This is a genomic window from Halopseudomonas oceani (genome assembly GCF_963677335.1).
GTDB classification, from domain to species: Bacteria; Pseudomonadota; Gammaproteobacteria; order Pseudomonadales; family Pseudomonadaceae; genus Halopseudomonas; species Halopseudomonas oceani.
The window spans coordinates 1,042,004-1,059,976 of record NZ_OY781932.1 but is presented as its reverse complement, the minus strand read 5'-3'; the positions used below and the strand labels follow the sequence as shown (position 1 = coordinate 1,059,976).

The following is a 17,973-nucleotide window of genomic DNA, read 5'->3' as shown; positions in this document are numbered from 1 at the left end:
ACTACACCAGTTCAGCGCAAACGCCGCGTTACAGTGCTGAACCGCGCAAAAGGAACACACCATGGATGAACGCAACCGCAAGCTGGCGATGCCTCCCCGTCAGCTGACGGCGCAGGGCCCTCAACGCCGAGTCGGTGTCGAGCTGGAAATGAACGGCATCGATCTGGACCAACTGAGTGCACTGGTTGCCACCCACGGTGGCTATCAGATCGAACAACCGGGACGCTGCGAGCGACGCCTGACGGGGGATCCGGCCGGTGACTGGATTGTCGAACTGGACTCTCAACTGGTCAAGAAGATCGGCCGCACGCCCCGCCCGGAGGATCCGCGCTCGGCCGAGCTGATGGGGTCGGCCGAGGACGCTCTCATCTGGATGGCAGAATCGCTGGTGCCGGTCGAACTGGTGAGCCCACCGTTGCCACTTGATCGCTTGGACGAAATCAACGAGCTGATCAGGCAGCTGCGCCAGGCCGGTGCCAAGGGCACCAGCGACCGCCTGACCAACGCCTTCGGCATGCAGTTCAACCCGGAGATCCCAGACGCCGACAGCAGCACCCTGTGCGCTTACCTGAAAGCCTTTCTGTGCCTCTACGACTGGATGAACCAGCGTGCCGAGGTCAACCTCGCTCGCCGTATCACAACCTACGTCGACCCGTTCCCCGCCGACTACGTCAGGCTGGTCACCGACCCCGGATACTGGCCCGACCAAGCGCAGCTGATAGATGACTACCTGCTGCACAACCCGACCCGTAACCGTGCGCTGGATATGCTACCGCTGTTTCGCCACCTGGACGAGGAACGGGTGCTCGCCTGTACCCAGGACCCGCTGATCAAGGCTCGACCGACCTTTCACTACCGCCTGCCTGACTGCCGCATCGACGAGCCTGACTGGGACATGACCGAGGCCTGGAACGACTGGCTCGAGGTCGAGAAACTGGCCGCCGATCATGAGCGCCTGCAAGGCTGCTGCAAGGCCTACCAAAAGTGGCAACAACAGGGCCTGGGGCGCCTGCTGGAAAGCTGGCCAAAGGAGCTGGCACGTGACTGGCTGCCAAAGGACACCGCATGACAAAGCCCGTGATTGCCATCACCGGGCCAACCCACGGTGCCGCCGGACCGCGCTTTCTGGTCGCCAGCGCTGTGCGCCACTATGGCGGCATCCCGCTGCAACTCAAGCCGGGCGATGAGGAACGCAACCACCGCTATCAGGGTGTGGTCATTACCGGCGGACACGATGTGGACCCGGTACTCTACGCCGCCGAGCCCGAGGTCAAGCCACGCTATGACAGCGCCCGCGACCGCCTCGAGTCAGCGGTCATCGACCATGCGCTGAGTCAGGAGCTGCCGCTGCTGGGCATCTGCCGCGGCGCACAGCTACTCAACGTACGCTGCGGCGGCAACCTGTTTCAGGACCTCAGATCACGCCGCAAGCTGACCTCCCAGCGCCGCACCGTACTGCCGCTGAAAACCCTCTGCGTCGAGCCAGACAGCCACCTGGCGCGCCTGCTCGGCCGCCAGCGCGCACGCATCAACAGCCTGCACAACCAAGCGGTCAATCGGGTGGGTGACGGTCTGGTCATCAGCGCCAGAGATCTCGACCAGATCCCGCAGGCCGTGGAGGCACCTGGGAGGCGCTTTGTTATTGGTGTGCAATGGCACCCGGAATTTCTACTGTTCCTGCCGCGTCAACGCCGCCTGTTTCAGGCGCTGGTAGCCGCAGCACGAGAGTCACTCTGACCAGGCAGCGAGCGCTGCACACACCCAGTCTGGCGCCAGCCGCTCCTGCTCCAGCCGCGCCAAGCCAAATCGGCCAGCACGCAAATCCCGGAAGAGCTGAGCCTCGGTAGCCGTCAGAGCTGCTGGCTCAGCCATAATAGAGGTAGGCTCCGGCACCATACGCGCCTGATGCCGCAACAACGTATCCAAGTCCATCAGCAGCGGCTTGATATTGGGAAGTTTGCTTCTGGCGTCAGCAAGCATGGTCAGACCTTCAGAGTCGATATCGCCCCAGTAGGCCACCTGTTTGCTCTCCAACCATTTCGCCTGTAGCCAACTCAGATTCTTGCCGCCGCCGAACACCGCAATACAATCATCCAGCACCGGCAAGCCCAGGCCGGACTGCACGTTCTCTACCACCAGAATGCGACCGGCGGGCAGCGCCGTTGTCAGGAGGGTGTCGGTCGACAACTGAAGCAGCGGTAGGCCGCCCAGCGCCGCGCGACTGGACTCGCACAGCGGACGCACCCACAGCCAGCCGCGTGGGTTGGCCTGACAATTGAGCCAGCGCAACAGCCCGCCTGCGTCGCTGATCGCGCCCTGCTGAAGCACATCCAGCATCAGTTCGATAAGGCGCTGATGCTGCTCGACAAACTTGGTGTCCACCTGCACCAGCGGCAGGGCACGCAAATAAGCGCCCCCGCCCATGCTAGGGCGTAGCTGAGGCAGTAGCGCAAGCAGCAGCCCCAGATCGTTATCGCTCAGGCGCTCCAGCTCCTCCAGTTGACTGACCAGCAGCGCAAACATCGAGCGTTGCAGCGTACCGTCCTGCAGCCATGCCACCGACAGGCACCGGCTGATGCGCTGCTGCCAACCTTGTAAGGCCTGCTCAGCCGCCGGGCCAAGCAAACGGGCTAGCATGGCCGGGTCCTGTGCAACCAGATGGGTGGGTACCGGCTGGTTACCCAAGTGCCGATAGGTCGTCTTGCCCCAGCACACCGCGTGCGACGGGGCGAAGTCACGCCACGCCTGCACAAAAGCATTGAAATGCGCCAGCTCACCCAGCGCCGCCGAGCCTTTTGGCGGCCTCAGAGGAATCTTGGCGGGAAACGGTAACTCACCTGTCAGTCGCGCCTTGAGACGCCGTCGGTTGTCCCACTCACGGCGCTGCAAAAGCGCCAAGGCCTGTGCAGGTAACAGGCCCCAGCCCGGCTCAGCCATCGAACTGCACACCCAGCGTGACTGCCTCGTTCTGCAACTGAGCTTCGCGTGCCTGCGCCATGCGCTGGTCAATCTCCTCCCAGGTCAGTTCGCACAGGTGGCTCTCGTGGCTATCCGGGTTGCGCTCGGCAATCAGCAGTGAACGGGCAGACTCTCTGGCGAGGTTAAGGTTCTTGTAGGGCGTAATCAGATTGACGTGAATGTGCAGCTCGCGGAAAACCCGCAGAACGCGCCGGCTGACCGACTCGGCGGTGTTGGAAAAGGCCTCGTCGAGAAACACCGTGCAGTACACCGGTTTATCATGGCCGTCGGGCGTCAGCACATAAGCCAGACTGGCCGCCACCACCATGCCGGCAAAAGATTCTTTCTCGCCCCCGGACTTGCCGCTGGAGGAGTTGAGCACGTCACGCACATCCTCGGTGATGCTGTCGACCTCCTCGGCGTAAAAGGTCATCTGATAGCGTGGATCTAGCAGGCGCAGGCTTTCCAGAGTGCCGGCGGTGCCGGTGGAGCTAGCCTTGTCGAGGATGGCGACTACCTCGGACAGCGACTGAAAGCGCAGCTCGTGCTCATCGCTGTTGATCTGGCTGAGCGCCCGATTGAGCTTGCGCTGAAAGTCCTGCACATGCGGATACTGCTCGCGCCGCGAGCCCAGCCGCAGGTGGCTGCCAACCTTGAACTCGGAACGCCTCAACACTGCGTTGATGGTTTGTAGACGCTCCAGAATCTGCTCGCGCTCGGCGTCCAGCTTGTTGCGGATGCGCGCCAGCGACTGGGTGGCGTGGCGATTCAGGCGTTCACGGAACTGCTCCACCAGCGCCGGAAGGCCTTCACGCTGCAACGCCTGGAGGTGCGTAAGAAAGTCGCCCAGCCCGGCGAGGCCGGTCGGCCAGTCGGCTACCAAGGGCGTCCATTGATCTTTCAGGCGAAAGCCACCCATGATGCCGTTAGCGGTATTCTCAGCGGTGCCCTTGCGCCCACGCTCGGTCTCGATTAACCGATCCAGCTCGCGATCTACAGCAGCCTGGCGCTCACCGTCCTCCAGGGTGACAACACCAACGCGCTGCGCCAGCAAGGCACGCCCCTGGTCGCTAACACCCTGGGCGGCCAGTTCGGCGGCCTGCGTGTGGGACTTTTGCGCACTTTCCAACCGGCCCTGCACTTTGCCCTTGGTTTGTTGCAGGTCACCCAGCCGCTGCCCGCAAGCACTATATTCGTCCTTCGCCTGCTGCCAGCGTACCAATGCCTTGGCCAAGTCGCCGTCGGCCGACTCCAGCGCCTGCAGCTCGGTCTTCAGTGTGCTCTGACGCCCTTCCCAGTAGGGCGCATCCAGTTCATCCCAGTGATAACCCAGCACCCGCTCAAGCAGGCGCTGCCGGCCGGCCACCTCGTCCATCGACGTACGCGCCATGGCCACCTCGCGCTCCAGGTTGCCAACACTGCTCTGCAGGCGGGTTCGCTCGCCATTGAGCAGCGCCAGGCGCGCGGTATTGGAAAACCCAAGGCACCAGCGCCGACGGTCATCCACCCGCGCCTGGTCCTTCTTCTCGAAACGACCGTGCTCGCGTTGCACCAGACCTTCGCGGGTGGTCGAAAAAGGCGTGGCGTCCAGCGCCTCGGTGCTATCTACACAGTGCAGGTCATGCCGGCTCAGGTGCTGCTTGAGCCAGTCGCGGTAGGGGTGCTGACGCCAGACCAACTTGCGCAGAAAGCCGTCATCCCAGAGCAACGGCGGCGCAGCTGAGCCCGCCGCGCGTACTACCTGTACCCGCACATGCAGGCCGGTATGCCGCGCGTTCAGCCAGCGGGTAACCATCGAATAGCCCTGCGCCGGCACCAGCAGCGTGGTGCGCAGGCCACCCAGGGCGCGCTCGATAGCGCCCTGCCAGGCCGTTTCTTCACTCTTCACATCGATCAATTCGCCGATAAACACCAGCTGTTCGGCGTCCAACTCCAGCGCCGCTACCAGCTCATCGCGCAAGCGCTGGTAGGCCGGCTCGATATTGGAATTGGGCCGCGCTTCGATCTCGCGGATCTGCTCAACCGTCTCGCGTAATTGCTGCTGCGCCTGACTCAACTGGCCACTGGCCTCGGCAAAGCGGTTCTGGCTGTCTTCGCGGCTTTGGTCGATAGCCTGCAAGGCGCTGTTAGCCTCGCGCTGGTTTTCGACAAACCGGCTTTGCTGCAAAGCCTCCGGCAAACCCAGCGCACGCATGTCCTGCTGATACTGCGACGCCTTGCGAGCAATATCCTTCAAGCGAGCTTCAGCATGCACCAGCTCCTTGCGCAGCGCTTCGACCTGATTACCGCCGTGTTGCAGATAGGCCTCGTGCCGCAGCTCGACCTGCTGGGCGGCGTCGTCCAGGGCCCGCTGCGCCACCTCAAGCTGCCGTGTCACGTCAGCCAACTCTGCCTCAACGACCGCAATGCGCTCGGCCCAGAGCTGCGCCTGCGCCTCGGCAAAGTAGCTACGCAGGTCATGTTTCTCCAACCACAGCTGCTGCAGCGCCTGCTCCGCGCGCTGGATGCTGGCGGCGAGTTCGGGCAACCGCTGCAAATGTTCAACCTGAGCGCGGGCATCGCTCAGACGATCATGAATGGCCACCAGATCAGCAAACTCGTCGACCACCTCGCGCGCGTCCTCACGCACAGCGCTGGGTTCCAGCACCAGCTCGCGGATCAGGCGGGTCAGGTCATCGATCTTTTTCAGACCCAGCGCCCGTGACAGCAGCGCCGGGGCATTGCGGTTATCCATGTGCAGCAGCTTGCGGTAGAGCTCCTGGTACTCGGCAAAGTGCTCGTCACAACAGGTGATGCGCGGGTCATCACGCAGCCACTGCTTGAGCTGTCGGGCATTGCCCTCGCCAAAGGCATCCAGCATGTCCTTGAGCGCCAAGTTGCGCTTAGCCACCACGTACACCCGGCTGACATCACTCAGTGCGTTGCTGGACTGTGTGGTCCAAAACAGCGCCGCCAGGGTAAGTTCGGCACCGTCATCAGCGCGGTAAAGCGCCCGCAGGCCGGTTACCACTGCTTTGTCCCGTTTGCTTTTGACTCGCGTGCCAGCACCTTCATGGGCCGCGCCGAAGCTACCGCGCATATAAGACAGCAAGGTGCGGTCAGCGCGGTCGCCCTGGGCGGCCGCCACGTTGAAGGTCGCCTTGCCCGCGGGCAACAGCAGCGCCATCAGGCCATCGACGAAGGTGGACTTACCGGTGCCATTGTCCCCGGTAATCAGCGTGCCAAATGGGTCAATACTGGCGCTGTGCAGCCCGTCAAAGGAGCCCCAGTTGTACACCGTCAGCTCGCTGAGCCGAATCTGCCCGTGCTGAAACAGTTCCGCCGCGCTCGTTGCGTTATCCATCATCAATCATTGCCTCCCAGCAGGTCACCCTGGCTGGCACTTGGGGCGGGTGTGTTTGATGGCTTGACCGTTGAGGCCGGCAGCGCAATATCACCCTCCGCGGCCAGTCGCTGATACTCGGCCAGCATGGTTTCAAGGAAGGCGGCATCCACCACATAGCGAATCAGCGGGGTGATTTCAAAGCGGTCGTCACTTCCACGCAGCGGCGCCAGCAGTTTGCGGTCTTTCATGTTTTTCACCGCGCCATTGAGCTTTCTGCGGTCGGCGCTGGCGTGATTGGTCAGCGGCAAAAAGGGCGTGAGATAGGACTCCAGCCGCTCAATGTCCACGGTAATCTTCTGCTCCCCGGCAGCCTCTCGCTCCTGATAATGGCGGCGCAGTACCAATAGCAACAGGGTGTCGTACAGTGACAGGGTGCGCCGGGTGATCAGCGAAACGAAAGACTCGGTGCTGTCGTTGTCGTTTTCGCTGTCTGACTCATCGTTCGCCTCATCGTCGCTATCAAAGCGAGCCACAAAGCCCAGACCCGCGCGCTCATCCAATACAAGACGCAGATACACTTCGGCCAGATGGCGGCGAATCACGCCCTGATGGCGACACAAGGCCTCGTACAACTTGCCCTTTTGCGCCGCGATAATAGCGCCCTGGCGCATCAGGTAGACCAGCACCCGGCGCGCCTCATGGGGCATCTCGGCGCCGTCGCTGGCGTCCTCGGCTCCGCTCTCGCTTAACTCTGCCTCCCCGTTCTCGGCGCTGTCTAGCTGCCCTACCTCGCGCCGGCCCTGCGGCTGCACACCACTGACCATGCTGAAAAAGCTGTTATCCGCGCCGCCCTCGCCGTCATGCTCTGCCATACCTGCTCCTACAGAACCAGTTCATCCAGATTGTCCGGGAACAACTCCGCGCTCAGCAGCAGCGCCGGTACATTGGCGCGCAGCTGCGCACCGCTGCGTTCAACAATGATGACCTGTTCGCTGCGCTCCAGTGTGGCCGCGTTGACCGCCTTGGCCACCCGCACGTAGGCCACCAACTCCTCCAGCCCGGCCTGAACCGGCAACACCTCAAGCAGCCCAGCGATGGTCTGCGGGCCGCGCTGACAGAGCGTCAGATACACCTTTTCTGCCACCTCGCGCACGCGCACCGACTCCAGACTCTGGAGTATCTGTGCACTTGGCTCACGGCTATTGGTCTGCGCTTGCACACCCCGCGTATCGAGTTTCTCTTCCGGGCTGCGCAAACGCAGGCTGTCTGGCGAGAACAGCGTCAGCGCTCCGACCGGCAGATCGAGCCGAGTCTCGCTGCGCAGGCTGCAACCGCCATCCCGCAAGGCCACAGCGGCCTTCTCCAATTGCGCCAGCAATTGCTCCACCGCGCGGTTCTCACTCGCTGCGCCGCTTTCAATGTACGCGCGCAGCCCTTCCTCTGTGCGCCGTCGTACCTGAAACACACGCTCGCTCTCACGGCTCAGTTCGCGCATCAACTGCGCCAGAAACTGTTGCTGCGCGGTGGTCAGTTGCTGGGCGATGGGGCGCGCCAGAATACTGCGCAACTGCTCACTCAATTCGGTATAGCGGTTGTGATCACAGAGCAGCTGGAAGAAGCCCTCGAAGGCACTGCCCGCGTCAGTCGCCGCCAGCAGCGCTTCGCGCTCCATCACCGACAACAACACCTCACCCCGGGTATTGCCGCCCTCAATCAACTGCACGCGCAGGTCTTTATCCAGCTGGCGAATTTCATCCTCGACCCGGCGAAAGTCCCCGGTCAGCACCGAGGCCAACTGGTAAACCTCGCGAATACGCTCGCGCTGCTGTTGCTCGCTCAGCTCACGCACCACACCCGCCTTTAGCTCATCAATCTCGCGCTGCAACTCCGCCTTACGCTGCTCCAGCAAGGTAACGCGCTCATCTACATTCGGGCTGATCGCCACAGCCAGATCACGTACGGCTTCCTGCACAATACGCAGGTGCGATGCGCTGGTGCCGGTACTGCGCTCATCCAGGCTACGACTAAAACGCAGCGCCGTTTCGCAGGCATCGGTCTTGCTCAGTTGATCATCCAGCTCGCGCAGCCAGCCGGCGGCAATCCACTGATTCAGGTAGGTACCGGCCGGCGTTTCAGTCTGCCACTGCCCCAATTCACGCAAGCGCTCTATCTCAGCATCCAGCCGCACTCGCGCACGGCTGAAGGACACCTCACCTTCCTCGCTGAACAGGTCGGCGATAAACGCCAATACATAGGGCGCATTGTCGGCCCGCAGCAGCTTCCACGCAGCGCTCTCACCGTGCAGCCGGCGAAAGCGCGCCTGCAGTTCGTGAAAACTCACCGTGCCTTTCTCATGCTGGCAGGCTAACCACTTCAGCTACCGAGGTCGCAACGCGGTAATCCACCTCGCCCAGCGCCTTGAAATGCGCCTCGCCACAGTGAATTTTCAGGTTCTCTTCCAACCTGCGCTTGTCGGCGTCGTGGGTGGATTTGGTCTCACGAATCAGGTACACCTTGCTGTCCTCCTCCAGCACCACCGCCCAGTCCGGGTTGTAGGGCCCCACCGGGGTCGGGATGGTGAACCAGCGCGGCAACTTGCAGAAGAAGCGAATGTTCTCGGCACCATCCAGCGCACGTGCAGTCAGGTGCTCAATGTGCGAGTCGTATTCAATATAGTCATAGGGTGTTTGCGGGTGCTCACCGGCCTTGGCATGTTGAACCTGGTAAGCCCGGTCCAGCCAGGTTTCCAGCTCCAGCTCATCGAACTGCTCCATGCGGTAATGCTCGCCGGGCAGCTTGATGTAGCGAATATCCTTGACCAGCAATTCGTCCAGTGCCTTGTGGATATAGCGCGCCGCCTCGGTAATAAAACCCTGTGGGTTGTTCCTGAATTCATCAAGACGCCCACCGCGCTTGATGATCGCCAACAAGGTCGCGCGGGTCAGTTCGGTCTGCTCCTGCAAGGCACCGAGCAAGTCCGGCAACTCGCTGTGGGTGGTGACATAACGTGCTTTGGGCGTCTGAATCTTGCGCTCTGCGCCAACGCCGGCCTGGGTGAGACTGGCCTGGGTATGGTCCACCACCAAACTGACCGGCTGAACAGGCGGCATGGTTTGCAGTTTGTGGCCAGCCAGTTCGATCAGCTTTTGCGTATCAAAGGCAATCGCATAGCGGGTTTTCTGGCTGATTTTCGCCCACAACGCCTGAAAGTCCGGGTTCAGCTCCACTCGCTTGTTGTAGGTCACGCTGGTGCGGCTGCGCGCATCCTTGATGCGCCCGGCAAACATAAAGCTGCGCAGTACGTCGATAATCTGGTGCTCAAGCGGCTGATAGGCGGCAGGTACCTGCAATTGAAAGTGCAGATCGTCTGGCTGAAAACGCGCAGTAATGTCGCCCTTGGCATCCAGATAGCCTTCGGCTTTCAGAGCTTGCCAGAGCTGGCGCGAGCCTTCCTGCCCCAGCGGCTCGGGTTCCAATGCGTCGGGGGCTGTGGTCGCAAGTGGAGCAAAGGCGATGGCCGGTACGCGGCCAAACTTGAAGCCGCCGCCAATGTCCTTTTCCATCTCGCTTTGCAGCTGTTTTGCGTACTCCTCGAAGGACTCACTGGCGATCACCGTCAGGCGATTAACCTGTGGATCGTAGACCCGGTCACCATTGGCATCGACAGCCAGGCGCAGACCACGGCCCAGGGTCTGACGTCGTTCACGCTCGGTGCCGAACTCGCGCAAGGTGCAAATCTGGAATACGTTGGGGTTGTCCCAGCCCTCTTTCAGCGCCGAATGGCTGAACAAAAACCGCAAAGGCTCGGCGTCATCCAGCAACCGCTCTTTGTCGCGCATGATCAGCTCATAGACCTCGGCATCGCTGGCGGTGGCACCGGTGGTATCTTTCAGCTCCACCACCTTGCCCTTTTTCTTCACCTCGGCAAAGTAACCATTGTGTACCTGTTGTACCGGGCGCTTGGGTAGCTGGCTGAACTGCGGCCACTCGGCAATCTCCTGGTAGGCCTCCTCAAACCACTGCGCCAGCTTGCCGTTCTGGCGGTTGCCTTGGTCATCGTAGTAGCGGTAGTTGGCCACCTTGTCGATAAAGAACAGCGACAGCACCTTGACCGGCAGACCCCGCTTGAGCAGGTTGCGCTCCTTCTTGAAGTGCTCCTCCACGGTCTGACGAATCTGCTCTTTGAGCACCTCATCCTGAATACCGCCCTGCTCTTGCTCGGGCTCAAGGATCACATTGTTGGCAAAGCGCACGTACTCGGCGCCCGGCTCAGCATAGATCTCGTCCACCACATAACCCTGGTAGCCTGCACGGTTGGTATGGTCAGACAGGTCCAGCCCCTGCTTGAGCTTGACGTTTTTCTCCCGGGTGCCATTGGCGGTGTCTTCAAAAATAGTCACCGTGGCTGAGGGTTTTTTTGCTTTACCCTCGTAGCCGATCTTCACCAACTTGATATAGGTCGAGTTGATATTCTGCTGCGATTGGATAGACGCCACCGAAATCTGCTTGACCAGCTTCAACTCATAGGCCTTCACCGGCCCCAACTGGTAAATCAGATTGTAGGGATTCTTGTGCGTAGCGGAGTAGCGCAGGGCAAACAAGGGTTTCAGGTGATTGATGGCGCGCTGGGCCTTGGCAGTGTTATCCACCGATTGCGGCTCGTCGATGATCAGCACCGGGCGCACATCCTGAATAAATTCGATGGGTTTGGCGCCGGACATCCGGTCCTGCTCACGGTGGATCACCGACAGTTTCTTCAGCGCCTGTGGCGTCAGCGTGGCGTAATCTTCCACATCACCGGCATCACGCTGAAAGGCCTGAATATTGATGATCATGATTTGCAGGGTGTTAGCGGTGGCAAACTGGCGTACCCGTGACAAATCCTTGGAGTCATACAGGTAATGATTAAAGGGCGTGTTGTTATACAGCCCCTTAAAGTGCTCTTTCATCATCACCAGGCTGGACAGCACACCCTCACGAATCGCCACCGAAGGCACCACAATCACGAACTTGCGTAGTCCCAGGTGCTTATGCAGCTCGAAAATGGTCCGCAAATACACGTAGGTCTTGCCGGTTCCGGTTTCCATCTCCACTGAAAAATTGGGGAAGGGATAAGCATCATCGTCGGCAAACAGGCTGGCGGCCTTCTCGATAAAGTGGCGCTCCTGCACCTGCTGCAGGTTGCTCAGCAGCTTTTGCGGGTTGAGGTCCAGGATATTGGCGATGCCCTTCTCACGGTAGGCCTCACCGTCGCGTGACAGACCATCAAACACCGCCAGGGTCGACTCGATGGCGTCCTGCTGGTAATCCAGCTGGGGATTGAACTTGAGTTTCATCTGCGCTCGGCCTGCCAGTTACACGGTTTTGAAATCAATGCGCTCAATGCCGGTCTTGCCGTCATTGAAATGAGCAAAGGTTTTAACCGCATTGGTTTTCAACTGGTCGTTGCCATGGAAGGCCTTGTCCAGGCAGATAAACTGGCTGGGTGCAAGGGTTAGCACCGCGTCGATCAGCGCCTGGTCAATTTGGGTATCCAGGTACACCAGCAGGCTGCCATCGGCCACCGAGAACAGCGCCTGACCGGCCAGACTGATGCGTTCAATGCGTTCGGTCGGCTTGACCCCGGCTTTTAGCAACAGCTCATAAAGCAGGTCTTCCTGGCTGGCATTGGGGTCGACATGATCGACGGCCAGCTCCAACTGCTGAAGTAGCTCGGCATCCGATACATCCTTGCTTGGGGCTTGCCAGGGTTTGAAGTTGCTTTGGTCCAGCTTGAGGACCTTGAAACCGAGATCGGCTTGGCCATCAGTCAAAAAGCTCAGCTCCTCCGAAGCAATGTCCTTGATCCGCTGAGCAGACTTCGCCACGCGATCAATTGCCATAGCCGAGACCGTCGATTTGCGGGCTGCGACTTCAGGCAACTGAACGCCCAAAGCTCTGCGATTCCCTTGGTCTTCAGCGTTGAGTTCGAATACGGCCTCAAACAACGTTCCAGAGCCCGCAAAGAAATCAAGCACTACATCATTGCTGCTCTTGTCCGTTGCAATTTGCAGCATCCGCTTTATGAGACCAACAGGCTTGGGAGTTACAAAAAGGTCGTCACCAGATTCGGCGCCAGCCAAGCTACTAAGTGCTTGCTTAGCATTGCGGGTGCTACCAACTTCTCTCCAGCTCCAATATGTTTGTGGAATAACACCCTGACGCACTTCGGACAGAAACTTCTTAACCCCTGGCCGGTTGTCTTTGTTTTCGCCCCACCAAATACGATTGTCCTTATCTAATTCCCAGAATTTTTCTTCACTCACACGCCAATAGCTTCCGGCTGGCGGCCCCGGAATCACTTTACCTGCGGGGGTTTGAATAGAGTAAAGGCCCTTCGCGTAGTAGTTCCGAGCGGCCAAATCACCAAGCAGCCATGGGCCTCGAGGATCACCATCCGGGTTTTTGTAGCGCTCAATCATTTTTTCGGAGCGGGGTAGAAGGTTTGGCCGCCAAACATCAGCGTTCTTGGCATATAGGACAACGTAGTCATGATCTTCGCTGAAATATTTAGCCGAGTTTTTGGGGCTATCCATCTTGTGCCAAATGATGGTCGCAATAAAATTCTCTTCCCCAAAAATCTCATCGCACATCCGACGCAGGTTCTCCACCTCATTGTCATCAATGGAGATAAAGATCACCCCGTCTTCGCGCAGCAGGTTTCGCGCCAGATACAAGCGCGGAAACATCATATTCAGCCACTTGGTATGAAAGCGGCCTTCGTTGGCGGTATTGGTCGAGAAGGTACGGCCTTCGCTGTCTTTTAGCCCGGCGTATTGCAGGTAGGTGTCCAGGCTTTCGCTGAAGTTATCCGGGTAGATAAATTCCTTGCCGGTGTTGTAGGGCGGGTCGATGTAGATCATCTTCACCTGGCCGTAATAGCTCTTTTGCAGCAGCTTGAGCACTTCCAGGTTGTCGCCTTCGATAAACAGGTTCTCGGTGGTATCAAAGTCCACCGACTCGTCACGGCAGGGCTTGAGCGTTGCGTAGCTGGGCTGCTGAATCAGCCGCAGGCTGTCACGCTTGCCGGGCCAATCCATGCCGTAACGCTCGCGGCGGTTGTCGTAGAGCTCGCTAAACTCGCCCAGCTCGGCCTTGAGCCGTTCAAAGTCTATGGTCTCCACCAGCTCGCCCGCGTCATTGCGGGTTTCGGTAAACACGCCGGGGAAGAGCTGCTTGAGCTCTTGTTTGCGCTGCTGGCTGATATTCATGGATGCGCCGTTCATGGCAGTAGATGCGTCCTGTTTTGACATGCGGTTGCTACTCACTTGACAGTCGCGCTGGCCGCAGCCGGCCAACCGGAAAAATTAGGTATCGGGTTGCGCAGGTTTGCTGGCGGCGTAGATGGTCAGCAGTAGCTCGTCATCATCGACCAACCGATACTCTGGTCGTTTACCACTAAGCGCTTCGCTGGCTTTGATGATCTTGGGCACGCCCTCACCACGGCGCTCAATCAGCGCCTGGCGCCCCGCTTCTTCGCGGGCGTTGTAGTAGCGGCTGAGTAAGTTGACGATGGTTTCATTACGGGTGACGGTGTTTTCCATCAGGCCATCCAGGCTCAGGCTATTGGGCAGAGCGCCGGGGCTGTATAGCTCCAAACGGTCGGCAAACATGTGCAGGCGGATGCGTCGTCCGGTCATGGAATAATCGCGGTGCGCGACGGCGTTAACAATGGCTTCAAACACCGCACCCAGATCGTATTGGGGCAGATCCTGTCGGCCGATGGTTTTTGTGGCCGCCAGGCGCATGTTTTTACGCACAAAGGCCAGGGCATCGTTGATTTGCTGGTCCAGCGGGCCGGTGCAGTCAGCGGCGTCCAACTGGTCATGAGCATCGCGCTCGGTGCCGCTGTAGCACACGCACTGCACATAGGCATTACCGAGCCACTGGGTCGGGTTTGCCGTCAGCAGCAATACGCCGCTGATAGACAGGCCAAGCTGGCCGTGCTCGCTAGCGCTCAGGTGCAGCTTGCGCAATTGGTCAGCTTCTGGGGTGTCGGGGCGCAAAAAACGCTGCAATAAGCTGCGGTCGAGGTCATCCAGCGTGGTCGCGGGTACCAGGGTTTCATCAAAGCGGATCAGCCGCGACTGACTGCGCTGTTGAAACAGGCGCATCAGCACCTCGGGTTTCATCTCTTGCTTGGTGGAACCAACGCGTTGGTAATAGCGCCCATTGCTGGCGTGCACCATGATGCTGCGGGGAATCTCAACATAAATAACCGTTTTCGCCATGCCCGCCCGATCCGGCAATTGCAACAAACGTGTGTGCAGGGGCACCGGCGGGTTGATGGCCTGCTGGCTGAGCGTGACCACCCACTCCTCCACTCTGGCCACTTGCTCGTCAGCAATGCCCAGCACCTCACGGGTTTTGTCATCCACGCCCAGCACGATGCGCCCACCCTGGCTGTTGGCAAAGGCGGCAATCTCAAGCGCCATCTTGTCCTTATGCGGGCCGATAATACGCGTGCCATCGCACACCACCTGTTTGAATTCGATGCTGGAGTCTTCACCCAGGCGGATATGAAACAGCAGCTCTCTGGCCAAGTCCGTTTTGGTCATGCGCTTACCTGCGAGTGGTCGGTCAATGTCCAGCGGATGCTGAACAGGGTAGTGGTTTGGGTGTCGAGTTCCAGCTTGCCGCTGATCTCGTCAAGCAAGGCATCTTCCTGCTGTTCAATCTGCTTTCTTGCTTCGTGGTATTCGGTCAGGGCGTCATCGCGCTGACGCTCCAGACTGCGCAGGCCCTTTTTGGCCTGCACCTTCTCAGCGGTGGAGGCGAGCTGCCGAGCCTGTTTCTTGTAGGCCCTGATCTCTTCATCCAGCTCTTGCACGCGTAGCGACAGCGCTTGGCGACGATCCTCGGCCCAACGTTCGAGCTTGGTCGTCTCCTGCTCAAAGTAGGTTGCCAGTTGCTGCTCGGTAAGCGCCTGCAGCTCGGCCACGGCCTCTTCCAGTAACGGCTGAAATACCCGGGTATCCAACTGCACCGGGGCGCTGTCTATGCGGGCAGGCACGCACAGCAAGTGCTCGGCATTTTCGCGGCTGAGCACCTCACCGTCGTCAGAGACGGCAAGCGCCAGCAGGTGCCGACGCTGGGTATTGGCAAAGGTGAAGGTCAATTGCACCAGCTGCAAGAGCCCAGTCTGACCAATCAGAGGGCGCAGCGCGGCAAACTGCCCAGCCTGGAGGTCTGCGTAATCAAACACCAGATGAGCATCAGGTAGCGAACGCGCCTTGGCGCGCTTAACCAGCTCCCAGGCCAGATAATGTTCGGTGGTTTGCAGGCGAAAAAACTCGGAATCGTTAGCCTGCACCAACGGCCAACTGAGGTCAAAGCGCTGCCCCTGATAGACAAAATGATTACGCTCAACCTGCGCCCCCGGCAGCTCGGCGCGGGCCAAGTCCAGCAGCACCTGCTCGTGGCTGGAGAGGAAGTCCTGGCTGCTGTCGCGCGTGTTCTTCAGGGCGGCCACGACGTCACGGTCAAAATGACTTAACAGGGTTTGCCGAGCATGCTCCTCACGCACCTGGAGAATCGCCTCCATGTCGCTTTGCAGCTGGTCGAAATGGGCCTCAATCTCAGCGTCGGTACGGCAGTGCTGATAGATATCGTAGATACGCCGTTCAATGTCGATATCGTCGGCAATAGCGCCGAGAATCTCGTCGGAGGCGCCAAACACCCCTTCAAACAGCTTGAGCTTGTCGTTCAGCAGTTGGAACACTCGCTGATCGGCGGGGTTCTTGCGGTTAACGAAGTTGACCACCACCACATCGTGCTTTTGCCCGTAACGGTGCACACGGCCAATGCGCTGCTCGACCTTTTGCGGGTTCCACGGTAGGTCGTAGTTGATCAGCACTGAGCAGAACTGCAGGTTGATACCCTCCCCACCCGCCTCGGTGGAGATCAAAATGTCGGCCTGGTCGCTCTTGAAATGCTCAACCAGCGCGGCCTTCATATCGGCTGGGCGTGAGCCGCTGATGCGGCCACTACCGGCATGGCGCCGCAGCCAGGCCTGGTAAATCTGTTTGGAACTGCTGTCGCTATTGCTGCCATTGAGCAACACGGTACGGCCAGCGTAACCGTGGGCTTGCAGATGGCGGTCCAGATACTGCTGGGTACGACAGGACTCGGTGAAAATCACCGCCTTGCGTTGCCCGCCCAGGTTCTCGGTCATCTGCAGCGCGCGCTGCAACACCACTAGCAGAGCATCGCCCTTGGCATTATCGGTGATGCTGGCAGCAAGCTGCTGGTATTCACTCAGCAGCGCGATCTCTTCGGCCAAACGCGCCTGCCTGCCTTGCTCTGGCGGCGGCACTGGGTCGCCATCAACCTGTCCAAACTGGTCTAGCCAGTCGTCAGCTTCCTCCAAATCGCCAAGGCTATCTTCGGTCAGTAATTGCTGGTCGCGCAGCCGTTCAACCATACCCTTGAGCGTCTCGGCGATGGCAAAGCTGGAGGAGGCCAGAATCTTGCGCAGGCCAATGCTCACCAGATGCCGCGCCTGCTGGGAAATCGCCTGCAAATCGGGCCGCTGCAGGTAGTTGGACACTTTCTGGTAGAGCTCCCACTCGGCCTCATTCGGGGTGAAGTCCTGAGTGATGGCGTAGCGGTTGGTGAAGTTGATGCCGCCTTCCTGCTGCACCTGCTTGCGCAGGGTGCGGTGGCACAGCGGCTCGATGCGCTGCTTGAGGTCATCCAGTGCGTCGCCGCTTTTTTGCCGGTTAACGTACAGGCTGCGAAAAGACTTGGCGTCGCCAAAGTAATGCGGGTCGATCACGCTGGCCAGACCATACAGCTCCATCAGGTTGTTCTGGATTGGCGTGGCAGACAGCAACACCCGCGATTCGGCGCGCGCAGTGGCGCGCACAACGTCCTTGGCGCGTTTGTTGCCTTTGGGGTTATAAATGTTGCGCAGCTTGTGCGCTTCATCAAACACCACCAGATGCCAATCAATCAGCCCTACCCGATCTCTTTGCGCGGCCACGTACTCGTAGGAGCAAATGACAATATGGTCTGGCTGATCAAAGGGGTTGACGCGGCCCAGCTGGCGCTGCTCGCGCGCGACCTTGCTGTCGATGATGATGGACGGCAGCTCAAACTTGTCGACTAACTCCTGGCTCCATTGTTTGCGCAGCGACGCCGGGGTCACCAGCAGAATACGTCTTTTGCATTCGGCCCACTTTTGCGCAATGACTAGACTCGCCTCGATGGTTTTCCCCAGCCCCACTTCGTCTGCCAACAGCACGCCCTTGGCCAGCGGCGACTTGAGCGCGAAACAGGCGGCCGCGATCTGGTGCGGGTTTAAGTCAACCCGCGCAGCGGCCATGGTGCGAGATACCTGATTTTCCAGCCGGTCAGTCTGAGTCAGCCAGTAGGCGAAGTAGGCGCTTTGGTAAGGTGTGAAAACGCTCACTTGTGATCTCCGCCTTGCTGCTCAGCATCCAGCCAGCGGTCAATTGCTGCGCGGCCAAAACGCCATTGCTTGCCCAACTTCTGCCCCGGCACGCGGCCTTGCTGCACCAGTTTGTACAGGGTGGACTTGGGCAGCTTCAGATAGGTCGCCAGTTCGTCTAGGGTCATGACTTGACTGGGGTTGGAGTCGCTCACTGTGGGCTCTGGTTTTTAACAGTATTTAGCAGGTAATGGAGTAT

The 17,973-nt window shown here is 59.7% G+C and carries 11 protein-coding genes; 2 read left to right on the top strand and 9 right to left on the bottom strand.

Going from position 1 to position 17,973, the window contains the following annotated elements; all coding sequences use genetic code 11:
• Nucleotides 1-61 precede the first annotated feature (61 nt).
• Both ACKPCU_RS04935 and ACKPCU_RS04930 read left to right on the top strand, forming a co-directional pair.
• On the top strand, nucleotides 62-1,069 hold the full coding sequence (locus ACKPCU_RS04935) for an amidoligase family protein (RefSeq protein WP_321350341.1): 1,008 nt from the start codon (nucleotides 62-64) through the stop codon (nucleotides 1,067-1,069).
• The gene (locus ACKPCU_RS04930; RefSeq protein ID WP_321350339.1) at nucleotides 1,066-1,737 is read left to right on the top strand and encodes a gamma-glutamyl-gamma-aminobutyrate hydrolase family protein; all 672 of its coding nucleotides are present in this window, start codon (nucleotides 1,066-1,068) and stop codon (nucleotides 1,735-1,737) included. Before ACKPCU_RS04935 ends, ACKPCU_RS04930 begins: the two co-directional genes overlap by 4 nt.
• Here the strand turns inward: ACKPCU_RS04930 and ACKPCU_RS04925 are convergent.
• From ACKPCU_RS04925 to ACKPCU_RS04885, 9 genes are read right to left on the bottom strand one after another with little or no spacing between them, the layout of a single operon-like run.
• Nucleotides 1,729-2,937, bottom strand: coding sequence for a Wadjet anti-phage system protein JetD domain-containing protein (locus tag ACKPCU_RS04925; RefSeq protein ID WP_321350337.1), 1,209 nt, complete (start codon nucleotides 2,935-2,937; stop codon nucleotides 1,729-1,731). The genes ACKPCU_RS04930 and ACKPCU_RS04925 overlap by 9 nt on opposite strands.
• On the bottom strand, nucleotides 2,930-6,301 hold the full coding sequence (locus tag ACKPCU_RS04920; protein ID WP_321350335.1) for an ATP-binding protein: 3,372 nt from the start codon (nucleotides 6,299-6,301) through the stop codon (nucleotides 2,930-2,932). Before ACKPCU_RS04920 ends, ACKPCU_RS04925 begins: the two co-directional genes overlap by 8 nt.
• 2 nt (nucleotides 6,302-6,303) lie before the next feature.
• Nucleotides 6,304-7,155, bottom strand: coding sequence for a DUF4194 domain-containing protein (locus ACKPCU_RS04915; protein WP_321350333.1), 852 nt, complete (start codon nucleotides 7,153-7,155; stop codon nucleotides 6,304-6,306).
• Nucleotides 7,156-7,163: 8 nt separating this feature from the next.
• Nucleotides 7,164-8,624 (bottom strand): DUF3375 domain-containing protein, encoded by a 1,461-nt coding sequence (locus ACKPCU_RS04910; RefSeq protein WP_321350331.1) that lies wholly within the window; start codon nucleotides 8,622-8,624, stop codon nucleotides 7,164-7,166.
• 10 nt (nucleotides 8,625-8,634) lie between these two features.
• Entirely contained in the window at nucleotides 8,635-11,619 is a 2,985-nt protein-coding gene (locus ACKPCU_RS04905; protein WP_321350329.1) for a restriction endonuclease, read from the bottom strand.
• An 18-nt stretch (nucleotides 11,620-11,637) separates the two neighbouring features.
• Nucleotides 11,638-13,575: a site-specific DNA-methyltransferase gene (locus tag ACKPCU_RS04900; RefSeq protein ID WP_321350328.1), complete on the bottom strand. Its 1,938-nt coding sequence runs from the start codon at nucleotides 13,573-13,575 to the stop codon at nucleotides 11,638-11,640.
• A gap of 54 nt (nucleotides 13,576-13,629) precedes the next feature.
• The gene (locus tag ACKPCU_RS04895; RefSeq protein ID WP_321350326.1) at nucleotides 13,630-14,880 is read right to left on the bottom strand and encodes an RNA-binding domain-containing protein; all 1,251 of its coding nucleotides are present in this window, start codon (nucleotides 14,878-14,880) and stop codon (nucleotides 13,630-13,632) included.
• Nucleotides 14,877-17,735, bottom strand: a complete 2,859-nt coding sequence (locus ACKPCU_RS04890; protein WP_321350324.1) for an SNF2-related protein — start codon at nucleotides 17,733-17,735, stop codon at nucleotides 14,877-14,879. The genes ACKPCU_RS04895 and ACKPCU_RS04890 overlap by 4 nt, the downstream gene beginning before the upstream one ends.
• Nucleotides 17,732-17,929 carry a helix-turn-helix domain-containing protein gene (locus tag ACKPCU_RS04885; protein ID WP_407651813.1) on the bottom strand — a complete coding sequence of 66 codons (198 nt, stop codon included), beginning with the start codon at nucleotides 17,927-17,929 and terminating at the stop codon, nucleotides 17,732-17,734. Before ACKPCU_RS04885 ends, ACKPCU_RS04890 begins: the two co-directional genes overlap by 4 nt.
• Nucleotides 17,930-17,973: the final 44 nt, after the last annotated feature.